At 53.5% G+C, this 22,184-nt stretch carries 21 protein-coding genes and 1 pseudogene; 10 read left to right on the top strand and 12 right to left on the bottom strand.

Annotation, left to right across the window (positions count from 1 at the left end; translation table 11 throughout):
- The first annotated feature begins 231 nt into the window (after positions 1–231).
- On the top strand, positions 232–384 hold the full coding sequence (locus WFN61_RS13840; RefSeq protein ID WP_072015212.1) for a Hok/Gef family protein: 153 nt from the start codon (positions 232–234) through the stop codon (positions 382–384).
- A gap of 61 nt (positions 385–445) precedes the next feature.
- Here WFN61_RS13840 and WFN61_RS13835 read toward each other — a convergent pair whose 3' ends face one another.
- The 3 genes from WFN61_RS13835 to zinT form a co-directional block, all read right to left on the bottom strand.
- Positions 446–628 (bottom strand): YnbE family lipoprotein, encoded by a 183-nt coding sequence (locus WFN61_RS13835; RefSeq protein ID WP_144815387.1) that lies wholly within the window; start codon positions 626–628, stop codon positions 446–448.
- The gene (locus WFN61_RS13830) at positions 625–3,261 is read right to left on the bottom strand and encodes a YdbH family protein (protein WP_337038797.1); all 2,637 of its coding nucleotides are present in this window, start codon (positions 3,259–3,261) and stop codon (positions 625–627) included. The genes WFN61_RS13835 and WFN61_RS13830 overlap by 4 nt, the downstream gene beginning before the upstream one ends.
- A gap of 89 nt (positions 3,262–3,350) precedes the next feature.
- A complete protein-coding gene (gene zinT / locus WFN61_RS13825; RefSeq protein ID WP_312926907.1) occupies positions 3,351–4,001 on the bottom strand; it encodes a metal-binding protein ZinT in 651 nt (216 codons plus the stop codon).
- A 123-nt stretch (positions 4,002–4,124) separates the two neighbouring features.
- On the opposite strand from zinT, the gene WFN61_RS13820 reads away from it, so the two are divergent.
- Both WFN61_RS13820 and hslJ read left to right on the top strand, forming a co-directional pair.
- On the top strand, positions 4,125–5,114 hold the full coding sequence (locus tag WFN61_RS13820) for a 2-hydroxyacid dehydrogenase (RefSeq protein WP_144815378.1): 990 nt from the start codon (positions 4,125–4,127) through the stop codon (positions 5,112–5,114).
- A gap of 122 nt (positions 5,115–5,236) precedes the next feature.
- Positions 5,237–5,659 carry a heat shock protein HslJ gene (gene hslJ, locus WFN61_RS13815; protein ID WP_337038796.1) on the top strand — a complete coding sequence of 141 codons (423 nt, stop codon included), beginning with the start codon at positions 5,237–5,239 and terminating at the stop codon, positions 5,657–5,659.
- Here the strand turns inward: hslJ and WFN61_RS13810 are convergent, their stop codons facing one another.
- Both WFN61_RS13810 and ymcF read right to left on the bottom strand, forming a co-directional pair.
- Positions 5,660–5,926: a putative hemolysin gene (locus WFN61_RS13810; RefSeq protein ID WP_042390811.1), complete on the bottom strand. Its 267-nt coding sequence runs from the start codon at positions 5,924–5,926 to the stop codon at positions 5,660–5,662.
- A gap of 142 nt (positions 5,927–6,068) precedes the next feature.
- A complete protein-coding gene (ymcF, locus tag WFN61_RS13805; RefSeq protein WP_144816007.1) occupies positions 6,069–6,257 on the bottom strand; it encodes a cold shock small protein YmcF in 189 nt (62 codons plus the stop codon).
- A 371-nt stretch (positions 6,258–6,628) separates the two neighbouring features.
- Here ymcF and nifJ point away from each other — a divergent pair, with 371 nt between their 5' ends.
- Together nifJ and WFN61_RS13795 are read left to right on the top strand one after the other, a co-directional pair.
- Positions 6,629–10,153, top strand: a complete 3,525-nt coding sequence (gene nifJ / locus WFN61_RS13800; protein WP_337038795.1) for a pyruvate:ferredoxin (flavodoxin) oxidoreductase — start codon at positions 6,629–6,631, stop codon at positions 10,151–10,153.
- A 77-nt stretch (positions 10,154–10,230) separates the two neighbouring features.
- Positions 10,231–10,446, top strand: a complete 216-nt coding sequence (locus WFN61_RS13795; protein ID WP_222887826.1) for a KTSC domain-containing protein — start codon at positions 10,231–10,233, stop codon at positions 10,444–10,446.
- A gap of 29 nt (positions 10,447–10,475) precedes the next feature.
- Here WFN61_RS13795 and WFN61_RS13790 read toward each other — a convergent pair whose 3' ends face one another.
- The 3 genes from WFN61_RS13790 to WFN61_RS13780 form a co-directional block, all read right to left on the bottom strand.
- Positions 10,476–10,790, bottom strand: a complete 315-nt coding sequence (locus WFN61_RS13790; RefSeq protein WP_337038794.1) for a hypothetical protein — start codon at positions 10,788–10,790, stop codon at positions 10,476–10,478.
- 143 nt (positions 10,791–10,933) lie between these two features.
- A complete protein-coding gene (locus WFN61_RS13785; RefSeq protein ID WP_312634111.1) occupies positions 10,934–11,353 on the bottom strand; it encodes an ASCH domain-containing protein in 420 nt (139 codons plus the stop codon).
- 17 nt (positions 11,354–11,370) lie between these two features.
- Positions 11,371–11,715, bottom strand: a complete 345-nt coding sequence (locus tag WFN61_RS13780) for a cupin domain-containing protein (protein ID WP_337038793.1) — start codon at positions 11,713–11,715, stop codon at positions 11,371–11,373.
- Positions 11,716–11,898: 183 nt separating this feature from the next.
- Here WFN61_RS13780 and WFN61_RS13775 point away from each other — a divergent pair, with 183 nt between their 5' ends.
- From WFN61_RS13775 to treC, 4 genes are all read left to right on the top strand, one after another.
- Entirely contained in the window at positions 11,899–12,480 is a 582-nt protein-coding gene (locus WFN61_RS13775) for a YrbL family protein (protein ID WP_337038792.1), read from the top strand.
- Between the two features lie 235 nt (positions 12,481–12,715).
- On the top strand, positions 12,716–14,335 hold the full coding sequence (gene treF, locus WFN61_RS13770; RefSeq protein ID WP_312282364.1) for an alpha,alpha-trehalase TreF: 1,620 nt from the start codon (positions 12,716–12,718) through the stop codon (positions 14,333–14,335).
- A gap of 168 nt (positions 14,336–14,503) precedes the next feature.
- Complete coding sequence (gene treB / locus WFN61_RS13765; protein ID WP_312282365.1) at positions 14,504–15,925, top strand: PTS trehalose transporter subunit IIBC; 1,422 nt, start codon at positions 14,504–14,506, stop codon at positions 15,923–15,925.
- Between the two features lie 18 nt (positions 15,926–15,943).
- Complete coding sequence (treC, locus tag WFN61_RS13760; protein WP_257757686.1) at positions 15,944–17,596, top strand: alpha,alpha-phosphotrehalase; 1,653 nt, start codon at positions 15,944–15,946, stop codon at positions 17,594–17,596.
- Positions 17,597–17,661: 65 nt separating this feature from the next.
- Here treC and treR read toward each other — a convergent pair whose 3' ends face one another.
- The 4 genes and pseudogenes from treR to WFN61_RS13740 form a co-directional block, all read right to left on the bottom strand.
- Complete coding sequence (treR, locus tag WFN61_RS13755) at positions 17,662–18,612, bottom strand: trehalose operon repressor TreR (protein WP_312633649.1); 951 nt, start codon at positions 18,610–18,612, stop codon at positions 17,662–17,664.
- Between the two features lie 160 nt (positions 18,613–18,772).
- Positions 18,773–20,044, bottom strand: a complete 1,272-nt coding sequence (locus WFN61_RS13750; protein ID WP_257757687.1) for a Y-family DNA polymerase — start codon at positions 20,042–20,044, stop codon at positions 18,773–18,775.
- Positions 20,045–20,047: 3 nt separating this feature from the next.
- Positions 20,048–20,473, bottom strand: a complete 426-nt coding sequence (locus tag WFN61_RS13745) for a translesion error-prone DNA polymerase V autoproteolytic subunit (RefSeq protein ID WP_222887835.1) — start codon at positions 20,471–20,473, stop codon at positions 20,048–20,050.
- A 243-nt stretch (positions 20,474–20,716) separates the two neighbouring features.
- Positions 20,717–20,797, bottom strand: a pseudogene (locus tag WFN61_RS13740) (TA system antitoxin ParD family protein); the annotation flags it as partial.
- 107 nt (positions 20,798–20,904) lie between these two features.
- Here WFN61_RS13740 and WFN61_RS13735 point away from each other — a divergent pair.
- Complete coding sequence (locus WFN61_RS13735) at positions 20,905–22,161, top strand: mechanosensitive ion channel family protein (RefSeq protein ID WP_144815332.1); 1,257 nt, start codon at positions 20,905–20,907, stop codon at positions 22,159–22,161.
- Positions 22,162–22,184 lie beyond the last annotated feature (23 nt).

The raw sequence follows: 22,184 nt of genomic DNA, 5'->3' as shown, positions 1-22,184 counted from the left end.
TACCCTTCCCGCACTGTTTATTCCGAGCCGCACCGCAAATCCTTTACCCTGTTATATCCACCCCGCCACCCGCCGTTAGAATGCCGTTGGGTGCTTGAGGCTTTTTGCGGCTTCAGGCATGTCGGGAGTCCAGAAAGTTGAAAGCCCCAGGCGATATTTCTATCAACCTGAGGCTAACGACCAAACCCGACAGTTTGGATGTTAGCCCCTTCTTTGCATGGAGGCAATAACATGCCGACGAAATATGCCCTTGTGGCAATCATAGTGCTATGCGGTACGGCACTGGGATTTACGCTGATGGTGCGCGGCTCACTTTGTGAACTGAGTTTTAAGCAGCGTAGTATGGAGTTTAAAGCTGTTCTCGCTTACGAATCGAAGAAGTAGCTTTCATGCGGGGAGCAATCCCCGCAACAGCCATACCGGGTTTGACCTCAATGCACCCTTTTTACTGCCGTTCCTTAAGCAAAGCCTCAACCTCTTTATCCGCCTTGATGTTGATATCATGCTCGATCTTCACGTTCATATTGATGGTGATCGGCTCTTTTGGGGCGGCCACCTCGATACGCGGCGTGCAGCCGGTCAGCGTCAGCAAAAGCAGCAGGCCAAAAGCGGCGTTTAGGGTTCTCATTCTTTGTCCTTACATCCCCGTTCGGGTGAGCAGCCCGGCAGTGCCGCATGCTGTTCAAGCCATGTCTCTACGTTGTCGCCGTAGCGCAGGCTGCGCCACAGGGTGAATACGTTTTCTTCATGATGGTAGTTGAGATTCACGGTGTTGCGTTTCCCCTCGACGTAGCTGGTGCCGTGCAGCGTGGCCTGAAGCGTCAGCGCGCCCTGGTTGTCGAGGTTGAGCGTGGTCCAGGAGCGCGAGATCTCCATGTAACGTAGCCAGTTAATGGCCGCCCCCGCCGCGATATTCTTCTTCGCCAGCGCGTCGGCGGTGTCGTTATCAAGACGCAGCGTCAGCGCGGCGGGACTGTTAAGCCAGCCGTCTTTAATAAGCCATTTATCATGCTCCAGCCACAGGGGCAGCGCGCCGTTGATCGGCCCCGAGAGCGCAATCTGCTTCGGATGCAGGGCGGTAATCAGCTCGCTTGAGGAGATATGTTGCAGGCGCAGCAGGGCTGCATCGTGCTGGGGCATGCGCAGCTGCTGCATGGTCACTTTGCCCCCCAGCAGATCGACGCTGACGTCGCTAAGCAGTAGCGGATTATCCTCGCGCCACGGGTATGCGCCCTGCAGATCGGCGGTGAAGTTGCGGGCGGTAACCTGATTGACGATCTCAGCAATGCGCAGCGATACCGGCCCCCGCGTGCCAAACTGCCACCCCGCCTCACTAAAGCGGAAGGGTAAAATAAAATCGACGCCGTTGAATTTATTATCGGGGAGCCAGACGCTGCCCTGACGGATCGCGCCGTGGCCACCGGCTTCAAACCCCTGGCCCGCCGCCGCCGAGAAGGCAATCTGCGCATACAGCTCGCCTTCGCGCAGATCCATTTTCCAGTCAGGCGGCAGCAAGGGCTGAAAAACGCTTAACGGCTGGCGTGGCCACCAGGCCAGGCCGCGCAGGCGCTCGCCGTCCCAGCGTCCGTTAACCTGCACCGGGCCAATCGCTGCCGCATGGAGGTCACCTTTAAACTGGAACCGAGTCGGATCGCGCCCCTCGACGCTAAACTTAAGCGTGGAGGGAGGCAACGCCCCGCCGCCGTTGAGAGCAGTCTCCTGCGCGTCCAGCGCCAGCGCGCCGCTAAAGTGCGGATGCTGCGGATCCCGTGACCAGCGGATCGGCGCGTCAAGCACCACTCTGGGCTGGCGTACCTGCAGGCTGCCATAGGCCAGTTGGTCAAAACCGGTAGAGAGATCCGTCAGGATGATATCGCTGTCGCGCCACTCGCCGCGGCCCCTGACGTCCCAGCGCGCCTGCATCGGGGTAAAGTTGCCGTCTCCCCAGTAGGCCCACTGCCACAGCCCGTTGTCCGGCAGGAAATTCTGCGCTCGCCCATCGAGATGGAGGACAAAATCCCCCAGCTGCGCCTCATGCGCTCGCAGAATAGCTTGCAGACGCCCGCCCACGCCCTGGCGGGTCAGCGTGACGCCCGCCAGCGGCCAACGAATTTCATCAATATTCAGGGAGTCAATAACGCGTCCCCGGGAGCGCAGCAGCGCGCCGGGGGAGAAACGCAGCTGCGGCTCGGCGAGCGAGCCGGTTAGCTGGGCAGGCAGCACCGCGTAGAAAATGAGATCGCCCTGCTTCGCCTCGCCGGTGAGCTGCAGCGGCATGGCGCTCTCTGTGGTGCTCAATCGCCCTGGCCCGAAGCTCAGCACCGCGTTGCCCTTGCCGGCCTGCCCCTGAGTTAACACATTTAAACGACCGCTGACCTCTGCTTTCTCCAGACCCTGCTGCCACTCCTTCACTTTCAGGGCAACGCGCCCGCTCAGCGGGATGCCGTTCTGATAAGGCCACTGCCAGCGGCCATCGCTGATTGTTAGCTGCTGTTGGGTCACCTGCCACGGCAGATCGAGAAGCGGATCGGTGTTATCGCGGGCCATGACGATCAGCTGTCCGGTGTTGCCCCGCCACTCCAGCTCAGCATCGACACCAGACGGCACCTGCGGCAGGTTGAGCGTCGCGGTGGCGCGCCCGTCCACCGGTGCACCAGCAGGCAGGCGAGGCAGCGTAAACTCACCCGAGAGCGCAATGGGTGGCTGATTATCAAGCAGGGAGAGTGCCAGTTCGTTGACGGTTAACGCCTGCCCGCGCAGGGTGGCATTAAGCGTAAGCCGGTCGCCGTGATAGCGTACCTGCTGAAGCTGAGGCGTTAATGAAAGCGATAGCGACCCCTCCCACGCCTGAAAAGGTGACACTGTCACCCGATCTACCTTTACCCATGCATAGGGCAGCATGGCTTGCCACTCGGCTAAAGTACGCGGTGCGGCGGTGGACGGCGCGGTTTGGGGAAGTTTTTGCAAGCAGGTTTGATTGAGGTCTACCGCGTTAATCTTCAACTGCCAGCGGCTGGGATGGGTGATCTCTGCATTCTGGATCCAGGCGAGAGGGCAATCCCCCACCAGATAACGCAGGTCAGGGATGTACAGCGCATGACGGGTTAGCCGCGGGCTGGCCTCCAGCATAATACGGGTGCCGGCCGGCAGCCAGATACCCGCCAGCCCCGGCAGCCACTGGGCGAGCGTAAGCAGCAGCGTCAGCGGCAGCAGTATCAACAGCAGGAGAAGCGCAATGGCAGCTTTGTATTTACCCCTCATGGGCAGGTCAGCGTCCCGGAAAGTAATCCATACTGACGCCATTGTGCCACGTTAAGCTGTTGATTACATACTACTGCCGCCTCTTACTTTTAGTGATGGAGCATCTCGTCAACCACCTGCTCTTTGCTGAGCTGATACGGATAATAGGTCGGCCAGTTATCCATCTCCTTCAGCAGCGCCTCCTGAGAGGTGTTACCCATAAAGATATGGAAGTGCGCTGACTTGCGCGGGGCGATAGTGTGGTCGCTGAACTGGACGAATTTCGGCGCGTTGCTGGTGGCATCCTTACACTCAAAAAGATAGCGCACGCCTTTTTTACCTGAGGCGTAGGTGAGGATCTTATAGCCCGCTGACTCATACTTACAGCTGCTTACCTTATCGCCGGTATGAAATTCCATCACGCCGTTCTCGATGCCCAATGTGTCAACGTCCGTAAGATATCCCTTGCGGTAGTACTCTTTGATCTGCTCGGCGGTTTTACCCTTCTCTTTCTCAGCCTTCTTTTTGAAAACCGGATCGAGATCGCCGCTGAGCAGATAGGGATAGATAGATTGCCACATACCGTCCCAGTCGCTCAGGTTGCGCCCTTTGACATCGTTGTCATTGAACTCGCCCTCGGCGGCTTTTTGCTCCATTGCCGTCAGCGGTTTACCGTGCGAGTGGTGGCCGTGCGCCAACGCCTGCCCCGCCAGCAATAACGTTCCCAGAGCTACTGCAAATTTACCAAAATGGTTAGCCAAAATGTTACCCTCAATCCATGTTAAGATAAGTAATGTTATATTATAACATAATCAGCATCAATTCTTATGTTAAGACCTCGCGTAACTGGCTATAATTACTCCTAAATCACTGGAGAAAAGCTTATGAAACTCGCGGTATACAGCACCAAGCAGTACGATAAAAAGTACCTGCAGCAGGTTAACGAGAGCTATCAATACAATCTTGAATTCTTTGACTTTCTGTTAACGGAAAAAACGGCGAAAACCGCCCACGACTGCGACGGCGTATGCATTTTTGTTAACGATGACGGTAGCCGTCCGGTACTGGAAGAGTTAAAGAAGCACGGGGTAAAATTTATCGCCCTGCGCTGCGCTGGTTTTAATAACGTTGATCTCGATGCGGCAAAAGAGCTGGGGCTGCGCGTGGTTCGCGTTCCGGCCTACTCGCCTGAAGCGGTGGCCGAGCACACCGTTGGCATGATGATGACCCTTAACCGTCGCATCCATCGCGCCTATCAGCGTACCCGCGACGCTAACTTCTCGCTGGAGGGGCTGACCGGCTTTACCATGCACGGTAAAACCGCCGGGGTGATCGGCACGGGTAAAATCGGTATTGCCACCCTGCGTATTCTAAAAGGCTTTGGCATGCGCCTGCTGGCGTCCGATCCCTACCCGAGCGCGGCCGCGCTGGAGTTAGGGGTCGAGTATGTCGATCTACCGACGCTGTTTGCCAATTCTGACGTTATCACCCTGCACTGTCCGCTGACACCGGAAAACTACCATCTTCTCAACCGCGACTCTTTCGCACAGATGAAGGATGGAGTGATGATCATCAACACCAGCCGTGGCGGTCTGGTTGACTCCCAGTCGGCCATTGAAGCGCTGAAGACGCAGAAAATTGGTGCGCTGGGCATGGACGTGTATGAGAACGAGCGCGATCTCTTCTTTGAAGATAAGTCGAACGACGTGATCCAGGACGATGTCTTCCGTCGCCTCTCTGCCTGTCATAACGTGCTGTTTACCGGCCACCAGGCGTTTTTGACAGCCGAAGCACTGACCAGCATCTCGGAAACCACGCTGGAAAACCTGCGTCAGCTGGAAAACGGCGATTCGTGCCCTAACGCGCTGGTGTAAGCGTTAATAAAACATGCCTCTCTCCCTCCCTTCAGCGGAGGGAGTTTCAGACTATCCCGCAAGACTTCCCTTACCGTACTGATAAAATAGAATTTACCACGGAGGATCTTCAGGGAGTCGTTATGAAAAGAGTCATTGTATTAACTGGGCTGTGTGTTCTGCTGGCCGGCTGTGTGCGGGATGGAAAGGTCTCCGTGACCAGCGAGCAGCTAATCGGCCATCGCTTTGTGCTGGAGAACGTTAACGGCAAGGCCATAACCCCTGGAGAGAATCCACCCGAGCTACGCTTCGGTGAGAAGCTGGCGATCTCCGGCAGCATGTGTAACCGTTTCTCGGGTCAGGGGAAACTCTCCAGCGGCGAGCTGACGGCGAAAGCGCTGGTGATGACCCGCATGGCCTGTGCCGATCCGCAGCGTAACGAGCTGGATAGCGTGATTGCCACCGTGCTTAAAGACGGCGCGCAGGTTGATCTTACCGACAGCCAGCTGACGCTAACCACCGCGGACAAGACGCTGATCTATAAGCTGGCTGACGCAGGACAGTGATCAGTAGCTGCCGCAGGTGCCTGTGGCAAGAGATTGTTCGCTACAGCGTTTACCGTTAGGCAGTGCACACATGCCCGTGGCAGAGCCATCTAGCTGGCGGGCAATTGAGAGCGAACCGCCAATCATCGCGCAGTTGGCTGCACCCGTACTGGACATGGCGGCCTTCAGACCCGGCGCAACGTGCGCCGCCGTGGCCTGCTGTACAGGCTCGCTGCTACATGCCGAAAGTAACCAGACAGCACACCCTACCCATAACGCTGTACGCATTTTTTCTCCCCTCTGAGTTAGCAAAACCTATGCATAATAGGCAGCGTTGCGCCTGACGTCGAGAGGAGGATGCGGGTTTTCTATCCGGCATAGCGTTTTTTGTACTCTACGCTATGCCACAGGCCTGATGGCCTTGTTTACGCTAGGTGCGTAAATCCAGCGCTACGTGGGCAGCGGAGAGCGGGGCTGAAACGTTATTCAGCATAATCATGGAAGACTTACAAAAAATGCACTTTGCGCCGAAGGGATTGGCTTCGCTCACGTCAAAATGTGAAGTTCTGTATTGCGACCCATGACAGTGTGGGCATCGGAAATGAATGTGACTAGAAATAATAATATCCTTTTTTAAATAATTATTTTCAACGAGGGCCGCCGTTCAGGCCTGCCTTAACCCGCTGTTCCCAATAAGAAGTATAGCGGTCGTTGTGGTATTTGCAGGGAAGTTACAGGGAAATTTCGGAAGATACTAACTGTGGGAGAGTTTCGCGGATTTCAAGATAATTTCAGTGCTGCATTATTGGACTATTAACGCATGATTAACCGCACAGTGCAAGGGGAAAATGAAAATAGTTTCCCAGTGCTACGTACGGAAAAATGCCGGGCTAGATTTTGCGATATCTTCACTTTTAGATCAAAAACCGCTCCGGACTGGCTGTCTATACTGGAGTGAGAAGTGAACATTTACGCAATGAGAGCAAACCTATGATCACAGTTGATGGTAATGGCGCGGTCGCCTCGGTGGCGTTCCGAACCAGCGAAGTTATCGCCATATACCCGATTACCCCCAGCTCAACGATGGCCGAGCAGGCAGATGCCTGGGCCGGCAACGGGCTGAAAAACGTGTGGGGCGATACGCCTCGGGTAGTCGAGATGCAGTCCGAAGCCGGGGCGATTGCCGCCGTGCACGGCGCGTTACAGACGGGGGCGCTCTCGACCTCCTTTACCTCGTCGCAGGGTCTGCTGCTGATGATCCCCACCCTCTACAAGCTGGCGGGTCAGCTGACGCCGTTTGTGTTGCACGTTGCGGCCCGCACCGTGGCCACTCATGCGCTCTCAATCTTTGGCGATCACTCCGACGTCATGGCCGTGCGCCAGACCGGCTGCGCCATGCTCTGCGCTGGCAGCGTCCAGGAGGCGCAGGATTTTGCCCTGATCGCCCACATTGCGACCCTGAAAAGCCGGGTGCCCTTTATTCATTTCTTTGACGGTTTTCGCACCTCCCATGAGATCAACAAAATCGTCCCGCTGGCTGATGAGACGATCCGTAGCTTGCTGCCTGTCGATGAGATCGCCGCCCATCGCGCTCGCGCCTTAAACCCGGACCACCCGGTGATCCGCGGTACTTCTGCGAACCCGGATACCTATTTCCAGTCTCGCGAGGCGACCAACCCGTGGTACAACGCGGTGTATGCGCACGTTGAACAGGCAATGGATGACTTCGCCGAGGCCACTGGCCGCCGCTATCAGCCGTTTGAGTACTACGGCCATCCGCAGGCGGAGCGGGTCATTGTGATTATGGGTTCCGCGATCGGCACCTGCGAAGAGGTGGTTGATGAGCTGCTAACCCGCCATGAGAAGGTCGGCGTGCTGAAGGTGCGCCTCTATCGTCCCTTCTCGGCCCAGCATCTGCTGGCGGTGCTGCCTCAGAGCGCTCAGCGCATTGCCGTACTGGATCGCACTAAAGAGCCAGGCGCGCAGGCGGAGCCGCTCTATCTTGATATCATGACCGCGCTGGCAGAAGCCTTTAACCAGGGCGAGCGCGATACCCTGCCGCGCGTCATCGGCGGACGCTACGGCCTCTCTTCAAAAGAGTTTGGCCCGGAGTGCGTGCTGGCTATCTTTAACGCGCTGCAGGCAGAGAAGCCCATGCCGCGCTTTACCGTTGGCATCTACGATGACGTGACCAACCTCTCTCTGCCGCTGCCGGAGAACACCCTGCCCTCAGCTGCGAAGCTGGAGGCGCTCTTCTACGGCCTGGGCAGCGACGGCAGCGTCTCGGCCACTAAAAACAACATCAAAATTATCGGCAACGCCACGCCGTGGTATGCCCAGGGCTACTTCGTCTACGACTCGAAAAAAGCAGGCGGCCTGACGGTGTCCCATCTGCGCGTCAGCGAGCAGCCGATTCGCTCTGCCTATCTGATCTCCCAGGCGGATTTTGTTGGCTGCCACCAGCTGCAGTTTATCGATAAGTACCAGATGGCCGAGCGCCTGAAGCCTGGCGGGATATTCCTGCTCAATACCCCCTACAGCGCCGACGAGGTGTGGGCGCGGCTGCCGCAGGAGGTACAGGCGGTACTGAACCAGAAGCGGGCCCGCTTCTATATTATCAATGCGGCGAAGATTGCGCGCGAGTGCGGTCTGGCCGCGCGCATCAACACCGTTATGCAGATGGCATTTTTCCATCTGACGCAGCTTTTACCTGGCGACAGCGCGCTGGCCGCCCTGCAGGGGGCCATTGCCAAAAGCTACAGCAGCAAAGGCCAGGAGCTGGTTGAGCGCAACTGGCAGGCGCTGGCGCTGGCCCGCGAATCGCTGTTCGAGGTTCCGCTGGAGCAGGTTAACGCTGCCAGCCCGTACCGCCCGCCGGTGGTCAGCGACGCCGCGCCGGACTTTGTGAAAACCGTTACCGCCGCAATGCTGGCCGGGCTGGGCGATGCGCTACCGGTCTCCGCCCTGCCGCCGGACGGCACCTGGCCGCTGGGTACCACCCGCTGGGAAAAACGCAATATTGCCGAAGCGATCCCTATCTGGAAGCCGGAGATCTGCACCCAGTGCAACCACTGCGTGGCCGCCTGCCCGCACTCGGCAATCCGCGCAAAAGTGGTCGCCCCAGAGGCGCTGGAAAATGCCCCTGCCTCTTTACAGTCGCTGGACGTCAAATCCCGCGACATGCGTGGTCAGAAATATGTTCTTCAGGTCGCGCCGGAAGATTGCACCGGCTGTAACCTCTGCGTCGAAGTGTGCCCGGCCAAAGATCGCCAGAACCCGGAGATCAAGGCCATCAATATGATGTCGCGCCTTGAGCACGTGGAGGAGGAAAAAGTTAACTATGACGTCTTCCTTGACCTGCCAGAGATGGACCGCAGCACGCTGGAGCGTATCGACATTCGTACTTCGCAGCTGCTTACCCCACTGTTTGAGTACTCCGGGGCCTGCTCCGGCTGCGGTGAAACGCCATATATCAAGCTGCTGACCCAGCTTTACGGTGACCGGATGCTGATCGCCAACGCCACCGGCTGCTCCTCGATCTACGGCGGCAACCTGCCCTCTACGCCCTACACCACCGATGCCAACGGGCGCGGTCCAGCGTGGGCTAACTCGCTGTTTGAAGACAACGCCGAGTTCGGGTTGGGCTTCCGCCTTACCGTTGATCAGCACCGTCAGCGGGTGATGCGCCTGCTGGAGAGCTTCTCCGAGGCGATCCCGGCGGAGCTTAACGCGGCGCTGCACGCCGAGGCGACGCCGGAAGTCCGTCGGGAGCAGGTTGCCGCCCTGCGCCAGCACCTGAGCGGCGTGGCGGGAGCCGAAGAGCTGCTGACGGATGCCGACGCGCTGGTGGAGAAATCCATCTGGCTGATTGGCGGCGACGGCTGGGCCTACGACATTGGCTTTGGCGGCCTGGATCACGTCCTGAGCCTGACGGAGAACGTCAACATTCTGGTGCTGGATACCCAGTGTTACTCCAACACTGGCGGTCAGGCCTCAAAAGCAACGCCGCTGGGGGCAGTGACCAAATTTGGCGAGCATGGCAAGCGCAAGGCGCGTAAGGATCTGGGCGTCAGCATGATGATGTACGGCCATGTTTACGTGGCGCAGATTTCGCTTGGCGCGCAGCTTAACCAGACGGTGAAGGCGATTCAGGAGGCGGAGGCCTATCCGGGGCCGTCGTTGATTATTGCCTACAGCCCTTGCGAAGAGCACGGCTACGATCTGGCCCTTAGCCACGATCAGATGCGCCAGCTAACGGCGACCGGCTTCTGGCCGCTCTACCGTTTCGATCCGCGTCGTGCCGACGAAGGCAAGCTGCCGCTGGCGCTGGACTCCCGTCCGCCGTCAGATGCGCTGGCTGATACGCTGCTGAAAGAGCAGCGCTTCCGTCGCCTCAATGCCCAGCAGCCGGAGGTGGTAGAGCAGCTATGGAAGGACGCCACTGCCGATCTGCAAAAACGCTATGACTTCCTGGCGCAGCTGGCAGGAAAAGCAGAGAAAAACGCTGCGGATTAACACCCTGTTTTAGCCCGGCATTGCCGGGCTAAACGTGTAATAATCTCTCCTGTGCCAGCCTGACCAGGAGTTCTGCCATGCGCCATCACCCCGTCGCCTCATCCCGCATCGCCTCCGTAGGCTATGATGAAGCCTCCTGCACGCTGGAGATTTTATTCCATGACCGAAGCTGCTATCAGTATCACGGCGTACCGCTGCGCATATTCACCCTGTTTTTAACCGTAGTGTCGAAAGGCCGCTTTTATGATGGCGTCGTAAAGGGGAAATTTACCGAGCGGAGAGTGATCCGTTAAGCCAGGCCAGCCTTCTGGCCTGGTCACTATTACTCAATCGTTACCGTAACAATGTCGCTTGATGCCACGTTCCAGGCATTATCAATCATGTAGTACGATACCGTGTGCTGACCAATTGCTGTCAGGTCATCTGGAATGAGGAACACCACAGGAAAAGCCTCATTAACATCGGTAATTACGCTTGCCGCTCTACGTATATCTCCCCAGACTGCACAGATAAGATCGCCCAGTTGCGCATCCATATAGCCAGGAACAGATACCGCTACGCCGCCCACTAGCGCAATATCTGCAGATTGAATCACGTTATCCGTTGCCTGAGGTAAGATCAGATCAGGAAGTGCCATAATATTCTTCTCGGTTAAAAAATCACCGACAGAATAAGCGTATGGCGATCTTAAACTGTGCCGTTAAGAGTCAGCACAGCGTTAAAAAAGCGGTGTAAGTAAATTCAATAGCTGAATGTCCGCTTTGTGCCAGAAGCGGACGTTTACAAAACCTCGATAAGATCAAACTCTTCAAAGATAAGTTCCATCTCTTCGGAATAGGTGCCTTCGCGTTCAAAATAACGTTTATGACCCTCTCTCCAGTACGCCAAACTTAAATCACCTTCCCCTTCTTTGCTGGCGAGTTCACTCGGCACGTCGCAAAAGCGGATGAGTTGCATCCTGACAGTTTGGATTACACACATCGGCTGCCCGGTACCGTCAAGAATGATATTGTAGCTTCCAACGCTGGGCGCTTCGCCTCGCTCATATTCTTGCTGAAAAGACGCTCTCGAACAGCATGTTGCTGTTTTAACCCCACTCAGAACCAGTTGAACGAGTTCATCAGCAAGTTCCGGGCTGTCGCCAAAGTGCCATGCAAGTGCACCAGGATAAATGCTTTTTAATTCTTCGAGCTTTGCCATTATCAGTCCTTGTTAATTTAAGCTGTAGGGAGATCGGAACGATCGCCTCGCGTTGTCGGATGAGAGATGACAATAAACTCCACCGGTAATGCACTGTCGTTCCTGGCCTGATGTTTTGCTCCCGGCGGAATTTCAACTCCCTGCCGGGCCTTGATTTCATGTTTAACCCCTTCCAGCTCCATGGTCAGATTCCCCTCAAGAACGTAAAAAAACTGTCTGGACACCGAGTGAAAGTGCCGCTTTTCGTGCGTATCTGGAGGCATTTTTTCATGAATAATAAGCATATCCTGCCGGTTTAACAGATACCACCCGTCGCAATTCTCACCCCAGATATAATGCTCCGCGTTCTCTTTTGAAATCATTGTCCTTCTCCTGTTTACACTCTTCGTTCAAACCTGGCTAAAGCGATTACTTATTGAGCAAAAGTGAAGTTCGTATATCAATTGTTGATATTAGGGAATCTATAGTTTTGTAAACGTATAGAAATTGTCAACACATGATCGTTAGGCATTTCATTTCCCCTAGGGTAAGAGTCAAAAACTATCATGAAGCAAAAGCTTGTATTGACCGATGAAGATTTACTGGCAAAAGGTAACGATCGCTACGTCTTCCAGCATCCACACGATAGTCAGCTGCTGATTAAAGTGGTTATTCCCGGTATTGTGAAATACAAAAGTAAAGTGCGTGAAGTCTATCGGGATGTCAAAGAGTGCAAGCCGAATAACCAAACGGACTCGCTTTATATCCAAAAGATTGAAGGCCTTGTTGAAACAAACAGGGGCGTAGGACAAGTCATTGTGAAGGAGTGCGATGAGCATAGCGATATCGCGCCAACGCTTTATCAGCTTGCGCTGAACAAAGAGCTTGATGCCGGTAAGCTGCAAAAGCTGAACGCGTTTTTAGCATGGTTTGTCACTACCGGCGTCATTATTAACTCCCTGCACTGTAAAAACATCGTCTACGCCTGGGACAGCGTGCGCCAGGAATATCGTTTCAAGGTTATTGATGGGTTCGGTGACAAAACGCTTTTTCAGCTCAGCAAGCTTTCAGGGGTCATACGCGATAAAAACAAGCTCAAATGTCTTAAGCGGATGCTCAGAGACTTGAACAGACTGCAACAGGCGTAAGCAGCCACCCCCTATTTATAGGGGGTGGCGAGCGCCTCTCATACCTTAGCTGCAATGCCTGCGGCCTCCCCCTACTCCCGCTCTTTACAACGTATCCAGAACGATCGTCAGCGCGCCCTGCCATCAATCAGAACGTTCCAATTTTGCATTTTAGGTGCTAGAGTTTAAACAAAATGATGTCAGGGTTTTTATTCCATCATGCTTATCGCATGATATTTATTGAAAAAAGGCTCATATGATCACTGTAAACACGGATACGAAAGAGAGATACAGTAAAACCATCCAAAAGTTTTTAAATGACAACCACAGAGAGAACTGGTTGAATTTATATTACCATTTCTCTGCCCTGGACTATCAAAACCCCGTATTGACCCCAGCGGATCTTTACCAAGAGTTATTCCATACCGTACAACTGGCCAGAGTGTTTCCTGATGGCAAAACATTTGCTGACTGCACGGCTAAAATAGCACCCGAGCTTATTTTAGAGCAATATCGGGCAAGGTCTTCCCTTCCTGATTTCAACCTGGCACTGTTCGTTCATGAGCACTTTTACACTCCCTATGTGAACGAAAGCAATTATGTTTCCGATAGCCCGAAGTCTTTACAAAAACATATTGAAGATCTCTGGCCCATACTGACCAAGGTTTCGGTAAAAAATGAGTACTCCTCGCTGCTGGACCTCCCTTACCCGTATATCGTGCCGGGGGGCCGTTTTGGTGAGACTTTTTACTGGGATTCATACTTCGCCATGCTTGGCTTCGTCGACAGTGGCCGCCCTGATCTATTGAAAGATATGACCGATAACTTTGCATGGTTAATAGATCAGTACGGTCATATCCCCAACGGCAACAGGACCTATTTCCTTAGCCGCTCTCACCCGCCTGTCTTTTCGCTGATGTTAGAGCTGATAGAGGAAAAGGGACTCGCAAATGCGGATGATTATATTGAGCAGTTGCTAAGAGAGTACAGTTTTTGGATGGAAGGCAGTAATAAAATAGAGCCCGGCCAGGCTTTGCGACATGTTGTAGCCCTGGACGATGGGTCGATACTTAATCGCTATTGGGATGAAAGGGATAGCCCACGGGATGAATCATGGGCAGAAGATATTGAAACGGCTAACCTAAGCGGGCGTGAACACAGGGAGGTTTATCGCGAACTGCGCTCGGCCGCAGCCTCAGGCTGGGATTTTTCATCACGCTGGCTGGATGAAACCAACTTGCTCAGTAGCATAAGAACCACCGCCTTTATACCTATAGATTTAAACGCATTTCTGTTTAATCTTGAAAGAAAAATTTCTGAAATTTTATTGAGAACGGGAAAAACCAATCAGTCCAAAGAGTTTAGATCAATCTATCTCAGGCGTAAAAAAGCTATCAATAAGCATCTGTGGGATAGCGCTTCCGGGGTATATCGCGACTATGACTGGGAGAATAAATGTTTTGGCGCGTTCTCGGCCGCGTCTCTGACGCCCTTTTTTGTAAAAATGAGCTCGGATAAAAAAGCACACTCCTCAGCCCAGGCTGTAAGAAACACGCTGCTCACCCCTGGAGGCATTCTTAGCACCGCTTTAGATACCGGGGAGCAGTGGGATAAACCCAATGCCTGGGCTCCTCTACAGTGGATGGCAGTGATTGGCTTTGAAAATTATGGCGAGAAAGAGCTGGCCCAGGAAATAGCGACTAACTGGATACACACGGTTGACCAGTTTTATCAAAAACACCATAAACTGGTTGAAAAATATGACATAACTAATAAAGAAAGCCTTCCCGGCGGAGGGGGTGAATATCCTTTACAGGATGGTTTTGCATGGACCAATGGCGTTACCTATCAGCTCTTAATGAGATACAGCAATTAAATAGTGCAGTTCGTTAGCCTGGGGTTTTTGCCTAAGAGCACTTTAAGGAACAATAAATATAGTGTGATCTCGCTCGACAATTGGAACGTTCCTACTTACGTAAAAAAGGACTCGTCACTAAGATGACCAACACTTAAAACCGTCTTACTAATGTGTTGGACATTGACTATGGCTAAGAAAGCAAATATTCAAGATATTGATAAGCTTATACTTCTGGTTGGCGGCGTTGACAATATTGCAGCGGTAACCCACTGCATTACCCGGCTTCGCTTCGTTCTGAACGATGCATCCAAAGCGCAGCCGAAAGAAATTGAAGAGCTGCCAATGGTTAAGGGCTGCTTCACTAATGCCGGGCAGTTTCAGGTTGTCATTGGTACCGATGTCGATGACTGGTACCAGGTCCTGCTGAAACAAACGCAAATGACCGGCATGGATAAAGAAAGCGCTAAACGCGTTGCCCGTCAAAACATGAAATGGCACGAAAGCCTGATCTCTCATCTGGCTGAAATATTCTTTCCTCTGCTGCCAGCCCTTATCAGTGGTGGTTTGATTTTAGGTTTTCGCAATGTCATCGGCGATCTGCCATTACACAACAATGAACCCCTGATTAACGCGTCAGCGGTGTGGAAAAATATCTACGATTTCCTCTGGTTGATTGGTGAGGCGATATTCTTTTACATCCCGGTAGGTATTTGCTGGTCGGTGATGCGAAAAATGGGGGGTACACCGATACTGGGTATTGTACTCGGCATCACCCTGGTATCGCCGCAGTTGATGAATGCTTACATGCTGGGACAGCAGGTGCCAGAAATATGGGATTTTGGCCTGTTTACCATTGAAAAAGTAGGCTATCAGGCACAGGTGATCCCCTCTGTACTGGCAGCAATGGCCCTGGCGTGGTTGGAAATCAATCTTAAGCGTATTGTGCCCGACTATCTTTCACTGGTGATTGTGCCGGTCGTGTCGCTGATTATTGCTGTTTTTCTGGCCCATACCCTTATCGGTCCCTTTGGCCGAATCATCGGTGATGGCATCGCGTGGGGCGTCAGCCATCTGATGACGGGTCCTTTCGCACCTATCGGTTCAGCGCTGTTTGGTTTCCTGTATGCGCCGCTCGTGATCACCGGTGTACATCAGACCACGCTGGCAATCGACCTTCAGCTTATCCAGAACATGGGTGGCACACCGGTCTGGCCGATCATTGCCCTCTCTAATATGGCGCAGGCCTCCGCCGTCCTCGGCATCATATTAATCAGTAAAAAAACAAACGAGCGTGAAATTTCCGTTCCCGCCGCCGTCTCTGCTTACCTCGGCGTCACCGAGCCCGCAATGTATGGCATCAACATGAAGTATCGCTTTCCGATGCTGTGCGGCATGGTGGGTTCCAGCTGCGCCGGTCTGGTCTGTGGTCTCTTCGGCGTAACCGCCAGTGGCATCGGCGTCGGTGGTTTACCGGCGATCCTCTCAATACAAACGCGTTACTGGTCTGTCTTCGGCGCGGCAATGATGGTTGCCATTGTGATCCCACTGGTGCTGACCATCGCTATCTATAAGAGAAAACAGGCTTCAGGCAAGCTTCTGGTTGTTTAATAGAGGAACAATGGACACATGAAAAATGATATCCACTGGTGGCAAAACGGCGTTATCTACCAGATCTACCCACGCAGTTTTCAGGACAGTACAGGAAACGGCATCGGTGATATCAATGGTATCACCCGTCGCCTGGATTACCTGCAGTGGCTGGGCGTCAGCGCCATCTGGCTGACGCCAATCTACTCTTCGCCCCAGATAGACAATGGCTATGACGTTGCGGACTATTACGATATCGATCCTCTGTTCGGCACCATGGAAGATTTCGACAATCTGATTGCGGCCGCCCATGAACGGCAGATAAAAGTGGTTATGGATATGGTGTTTAACCATACCTCCACGCAGCATGCCTGGTTCAAATCGGCCGCCGGCGATCGCCTGAGCCCATGGCGCGATTTTTATATCTGGCGCGACGGAAAAGGAGCCCTGCCACCTAATAACTGGCACTCAAAATTTGGTGGAAGCGCGTGGCAGTGGCATGAAGAGAGCCAGCAATACTATCTGCACTCTTTTTCCCCTGAGCAGGCCGATCTCAACTGGGAGAATCCGGACGTGCGTAACGCGTTAAAAGCGGTATGTCACTTCTGGGCGGATAAAGGGATCGACGGACTGCGGCTGGATGTCATTAACCTGGTGTCGAAGCATCCCGATCTTCCGGACGATCACGAAGGAGACGGCCGTCGCTTCTACACCGACGGCCCCGCCATTCATGATTTTCTGGAAGAGATGAGCCGGGATGTTTTTCAACCCCGCGGGCTAATGACGGTCGGCGAAATGTCATCCACACAGCTGGCTCACTGCCAGCGTTACGCTCGGCTGGATGGCAAAGAGCTGTCGATGACCTTTAATTTTCACCATCTTAAAATAGATTATGATGAGGGCAAAAAGTGGAACCGCGGTACGCCAGATCGCGTTCATCTGAAAAAGATATTTGCAGAGTGGCAGCGCGGCATGCATGGCCTGGCATGGAATGCGCTCTTCTGGTGTAATCACGATCAGCCACGTATCGTCTCCCGCCTGGGTGACGACGGCCCCCTGCGTGAGGTTTCTGCAAAAATGCTGGCGATGGTATTACATGGTATGCAGGGCACGCCTTATATTTTTCAGGGTGAAGAGATCGGGATGACCGATCCGCATTTTAAGCATATCGATCACTATCGCGATGTAGAAAGCCTTAATATTTATCAAACCCTTATTGCAGGGGGTATCTCTGAGGAGCACGTTCTGGCAATCCTGGAGAAGAAGTCACGTGATAACAGCAGAACGCCCGTGCAATGGGACAATAGCGTTAACGCAGGCTTCACCAGCGGTAAAAGCTGGATTGACGTAGCAGGCAACTATGATGTCATTAACGTTGAGCAGGAACGGTTGAATGAACAATCCGTTCTGAATACCTATCGCCGTTTAATTGCGCTGCGAAAAAGCCTGCCTGTATTGACGCTTGGCGATTATACCGATATGGATCCGCTGAGTGAGCGCATCTGGTGCTATAAACGAGAGGATAAAGATAATAGCTTATTGGTGCTGGCTAATCTCACACCTGATACAGTCGCAATTGATGACTATTTTGGCGAGGAAGAGCGCTGGCGTCTGCTGTACGGTAATTATGATAGCACTCAGAATAGCGTAGATTCACTGCGTCCTTATGAATGCATGTGGTGGATAAAATAACCCGCTTTCACAAAGAGTAATGCCGACGTCTATTTAATGATACACGTCGGTAATCACTACGTTCACTAGACAACAAACTGACAGGGAATGACAATTTTTTTCTTTTCGACATTCCCGTTTAACAGAGCGATCAGCAGCTGTATGGCCTCGCGACCCGCATCCGGATAGCCCAGCCTGACTGACATGACCTCTGGAAATAAAAAGCTCAGCAGCGGAATGCTCCCGATACTGCCTATCTCAAGATTAAAACGCTTTTCACGTATAAATTTGATCGCGCCGAGGGCGATGGTATCCGTCGCGCAGATCAGTGCGCGAGTGTCTGCATTCACGATCTCCGCCGCCAGTTGATAGCCGCTCTGATAGGTTAAATTTCCCAGGGCTGCGCGGGGGGTAAAACCGAACTGTTCACATCCCTGTAGATACGCCTGGTAACGTTCGCTACCTGTGGTTTTATCTTTCTCCGCGACGCCAATAAAACTCATGTTCTCAGCGCCGTTGTGCACCATACGCTGCATCAGCATTCGCACCGCGCCAGCGCCATCATAACGAACTCGGGGAAATCCAGAGAGTTCGCTTTCGATAAGTACCACTCTGCCTTTCCACTGTCTGAGCATGGGGCTCGCGATCCCGGTGAAACCAAAAACAATGACGCCTTCAACCTGCCGGTTTTCCAGTACCTTCAGGTGTTCTTCAAGCCGTTCCGGTTGTAGCAACGTTTCCATAATCAGCGCATCATATCCGTGCTGATAAACGTGAGGCAAAATGGTCTGGACGGCCTGGTTCTCTGAAGCCGAATCGAGGCGTGTCACAATGATACCGATGATTTTTTCACGCTGACCGCGGAGAGACTGCGCGGCTTTTGAAGGCGTGAAACCATACTGTTGGATAACGGACTGGACGTGGTCAAGCGTGGATTTTTTGACTTTAGGGCTGTTATTGATGACAAGTGAAACCGTGGATTTACTTACGCCACTCAGTTTTGCAATATCATTCAGAGTGAGTTTCTTACCTTCCATACCTGCTCCACACCTTAGCTTTTCTATCTTTCGCCAATCTTAACGCATTACCCGGTATTAAAGCTTGCCCATATGCAAAATGTGCCCATATGCGCGCTGTTTCATCGCTAATCCGGATCCTGCTGAAACAGGGGCTATGTCAGGCCACCTTTACGCCTGGTCACTTACCTTTAATAATCGGCAGATCTGACCATCGGGTCGTGTAGCGCGGCGAGAGCATCTCGCGCTTCATCTGCCACGCCTGCTGGATCCCCTGCCCGGCAAAATAGAGCGTCCCCTGCCCGCGTTTTTTGTTCAGCTCGTCCAGCACCGCCATCAGCGCATCGCTGCCCGGACGCGGCGCGTTAGCGTCAAAAAGATCGAGCTGCGCCACGCCCTGGCTGTAGAAATCCCCGAGCATGACGCCCGCCTTCTGATAGCGGTGGCCCTCGCGCCAGATGGTGTCCAGACAGCATGTCGCGGCGTGGATAATATCCCGGCTGTCCTGGGTGGGCGTCAGCAGCTTCACCATCGCGCTGTTGCCGTAGTAAGGCTCCCCAGCGGCAAAAGGAGAGGTTTTCACAAAGGCCGAGATGACGCGGCAGTATTGATGCTGGCCGCGCAGCCTGGCCGCTGCCCGCGAGGCGTAGGTGCAAATGGCCTGCCTGACCGATTCATAGTCCGCTGTACGCTCGCCAAAGCTGCGGCTGCACAGAATCTCCTGCCTGGCAGGGACAAACTCATCGAACGCCAGGCAGGACTCGCCCCGCAGCTCGCGCACCGTACGCTCCATCACCACACTGAACTGCTTGCGGATAAAACGGATATCGCTGTCGGCAAGCTGCAGTACGGTTTTGATCCCGTGCGCATTTAGCGCTTTCGCAAGGCGTCGCCCAATGCCCCATACCTCATCCACCGGCAGCCGCTCCATCAGCCGCCGCTGGCGATCGACGTTAGAGAGATCCACCACGCCGCCCAGCTGCGGCCAGCGCTTGGCGGCATAGTTAGCCAGCTTGGCCAGGGTTTTGGTCTGCGCAATCCCCACTCCGACTCTCAGGTGGGTCTCACGCCACAGCGTGTTGCGGATCTCCTGGCCAAACTCCTCCAGCACCCGGCAGTTACGCACCCCGGAGAGATCGCAGAACGCTTCGTCAATGGAGTAGACGTCCACGCGCGGGCAGAGCCTCTCCAGCGTGCCCATAACCCGGCGGCTCATGTCAGCGTAAAGCTCATAGTTGCTGCTAAAGCAGGTGACACGGTGGGCACGAAACAGATCCCGCTGCTTGAAGAACGGCGCGCCCATGGTGATGCCCAGCTTTTTCGCTTCCGCGCTGAGGGCGATCACGCAGCCGTCGTTATTGCTGAGCACCACCACCGGCTTGCCTTGCAGATCGGGCCGGAAGACCGTTTCACAGCTGGCATAGAATGAGTTCACATCCACCAGGGCGAACATGATTCAGCACGTGAATTTGATTATGTGCGTCACGACGCCGAAGATTTCGAGCGCCTCTTCACTGCCGATGCGGATGGGCATATAGCGGGGGTTGCGGGGGTTAAGCTGGACGGTGGGGCGAAGCTGAAGCTCTTTAACGGTAAATTCACCGTCGACGGCGGCGATAACAATATCGCCATGTGCGGCGGTTCGGGCGCTATCGACGACCAGCAGATCGCCCTCGTTGATGCCGCCGTCGATCATCGAGTCCCCCGCCGCCTTGACGAAATAGGTCGCATTGGGGTGGTGGATCATCAGTTCGTTTAAGTCGAGACTCTGCTCCACATAGTCCTGCGCCGGCGAGGGAAAACCGCACGGCACGACATCGCCAAAGAGAGGAAACGCGAGAACTTCGCGCAGCTCAGCGGGCTTATAAAATGTTAAACTCACGGACGTCACCTTATTATAATATCTACTGTGTATTTATACAGTAGTTTTATATGATGCCGTGATCAAGTGGCTTAAGTAAATGCCTGTCGCCACGTGTCTAATTATTAATAATAAAAATTATTACTTATCAAAAGGTTAAAAGATATGTAAATTTTTGATTTTTGTATTCAATCGCTTGTTTTATATGCGTACTGCATTTAAAACCTCCCCTCTGGCGGTCACGGCGGCGGGTGCTGGCGATGACTGTTGATAGCTAAGTTCCGGGTAAAGCTTACTCATCATACCGAGGCGGCTCCCGTATTCGGCTTGCGCATTAAATGTCCGCTTTTGGCACTACACTGACCACGCCCATGATAAAGACTATCATGGAGCAGTAATCACTCTATAAACTGAGTGTTGTCATTAACAATGGGGCCAGGTCGGTAGTTATCATGCATTTTATTCAGAGTTTGATGAGTTTTATTGAGGGAAACAGGGTGCTGTCGGTCAGCGTCAGTCTGCTGTTGCTGATTATGGCCGGGATGGTCACTCACCTGATCTGCAAATTTTTCATCGTCAAAGTGATCAGAAAGGTCTTTTTCAGCAGCCATAAACAGGACGTTCCTCTGGATAAAGATGTACGCCTCTCTCAGAAGCTGTCGAATTTTGTGCCTGTGATTGTGGTCTACAATTTCCTGCAGTTTATGCCAGGCCTGCCTGAAAATCTGAAAGTTGCAATTCAGACCATTTGCGGCATTCTGTTTTTTGTCTATCTGTCGATCTTCTTCAATGAAGTGCTGGAGATTGTTAACAACTCCTATTCGCGCAAATCTAAGCGCAAGAATCACTCGATAAAAGGCTATATCCAGATTGGTAAAATTTTGGTGCATATTATCGCCGCGATAATGATTCTGGCGATTATGTCCAACAAGTCACCGGCGATTATTATCTCTTCGCTGGGTGCGGTCGCTGCGGTGTTAATGCTGATCTTCCAGCATACCCTGCTGTCGCTGGTGGCTAATATTCAGCTCTCGTCCAACGATGTGCTGCAGCTGGGCGACTGGATTGAGATGCCGGATAGAAATATCAGCGGCGAGGTGATCGATATTGCGTTGCATACCATCACTATCCGCAACTGGGATAACACCATTTCACGTATCCCGACCAAGAATTTCCTCACCGAGACCTACACCAACTGGCAGGCGATGTTCTCTTCGGGCGCGCGTCGTATCATGCGCAGCTTTTATCTTGATCAGAAGTCTATCACCTTTGTGAATCAGGAGATGTTGCAGGCGATAAGCCAGATCCGCATCGCAGGCGAATCTATCACTGAGCTGCTGGATGGACGTGATATCAGCGCGGTCGGCGACCGCTGGTTTATGGAGAACGGCATTACCAACCTTATGGTGTTCCGTAAGTTTCTGACCGCCTGGCTGGCCCAGCGTGAGGATATTAAAAAAGAGATGTATATCGTGGTGCGTCCGCTGAAGCCGTCACCGGATGGCTTGCCGGTGGAGATCTACTGCTTCACCTCATCTATTTTCTGGAGCGATTATGAAAATACCCAGGCGGCGATTTTTGAATATATCTATGCGATGGCCCGCCACTTTGAGCTGCAGATTTACCAGCACCCGGCAGGATCCGACTTTGCCCGGCTGGCACAGCCGCGAGTAGAGAGTGACGATGCCAGGTCTGGTGGTCCGCAGTAATCTGACTCACGGTGGCGCTCCTG

Source organism: Pseudescherichia sp. AS216, assembly GCF_037152055.1.
Lineage (GTDB): Bacteria > Pseudomonadota > Gammaproteobacteria > Enterobacterales > Enterobacteriaceae > Pseudescherichia.
Note: the sequence above shows the minus strand (reverse complement) of the source record. Positions and strands in the feature narration are given on the sequence as shown.

Excerpts from the sequence above, each read along its gene's own strand:
- WFN61_RS13775 (WP_337038792.1), top strand. The coding sequence starts at position 11,899 with ATGAAGCAAAAGCTTGTATTGACCGATGAAGATTTACTGGCAAAAGGT.
- nifJ (WP_337038795.1), top strand. The coding sequence starts at position 6,629 with ATGATCACAGTTGATGGTAATGGCGCGGTCGCCTCGGTGGCGTTCCGA.
- hslJ (WP_337038796.1), top strand. The coding sequence starts at position 5,237 with ATGAAAAGAGTCATTGTATTAACTGGGCTGTGTGTTCTGCTGGCCGGC.
- WFN61_RS13750 (WP_257757687.1), bottom strand. The coding sequence starts at position 20,044 with ATGTTCGCCCTGGTGGATGTGAACTCATTCTATGCCAGCTGTGAAACG.
- treR (WP_312633649.1), bottom strand. The coding sequence starts at position 18,612 with ATGGAAGGTAAGAAACTCACTCTGAATGATATTGCAAAACTGAGTGGC.
- WFN61_RS13810 (WP_042390811.1), bottom strand. The coding sequence starts at position 5,926 with ATGCGTACAGCGTTATGGGTAGGGTGTGCTGTCTGGTTACTTTCGGCA.
- treC (WP_257757686.1), top strand. The coding sequence starts at position 15,944 with ATGAAAAATGATATCCACTGGTGGCAAAACGGCGTTATCTACCAGATC.
- WFN61_RS13820 (WP_144815378.1), top strand. The coding sequence starts at position 4,125 with ATGAAACTCGCGGTATACAGCACCAAGCAGTACGATAAAAAGTACCTG.
- WFN61_RS13735 (WP_144815332.1), top strand. The coding sequence starts at position 20,905 with ATGCATTTTATTCAGAGTTTGATGAGTTTTATTGAGGGAAACAGGGTG.
- treB (WP_312282365.1), top strand. The coding sequence starts at position 14,504 with ATGGCTAAGAAAGCAAATATTCAAGATATTGATAAGCTTATACTTCTG.
- WFN61_RS13785 (WP_312634111.1), bottom strand. The coding sequence starts at position 11,353 with ATGGCAAAGCTCGAAGAATTAAAAAGCATTTATCCTGGTGCACTTGCA.
- WFN61_RS13790 (WP_337038794.1), bottom strand. The coding sequence starts at position 10,790 with ATGGCACTTCCTGATCTGATCTTACCTCAGGCAACGGATAACGTGATT.
- WFN61_RS13840 (WP_072015212.1), top strand. The coding sequence starts at position 232 with ATGCCGACGAAATATGCCCTTGTGGCAATCATAGTGCTATGCGGTACG.
- treF (WP_312282364.1), top strand. The coding sequence starts at position 12,716 with ATGATCACTGTAAACACGGATACGAAAGAGAGATACAGTAAAACCATC.
- WFN61_RS13830 (WP_337038797.1), bottom strand. The coding sequence starts at position 3,261 with ATGAGGGGTAAATACAAAGCTGCCATTGCGCTTCTCCTGCTGTTGATA.
- WFN61_RS13780 (WP_337038793.1), bottom strand. The coding sequence starts at position 11,715 with ATGATTTCAAAAGAGAACGCGGAGCATTATATCTGGGGTGAGAATTGC.
- WFN61_RS13795 (WP_222887826.1), top strand. The coding sequence starts at position 10,231 with ATGCGCCATCACCCCGTCGCCTCATCCCGCATCGCCTCCGTAGGCTAT.
- WFN61_RS13835 (WP_144815387.1), bottom strand. The coding sequence starts at position 628 with ATGAGAACCCTAAACGCCGCTTTTGGCCTGCTGCTTTTGCTGACGCTG.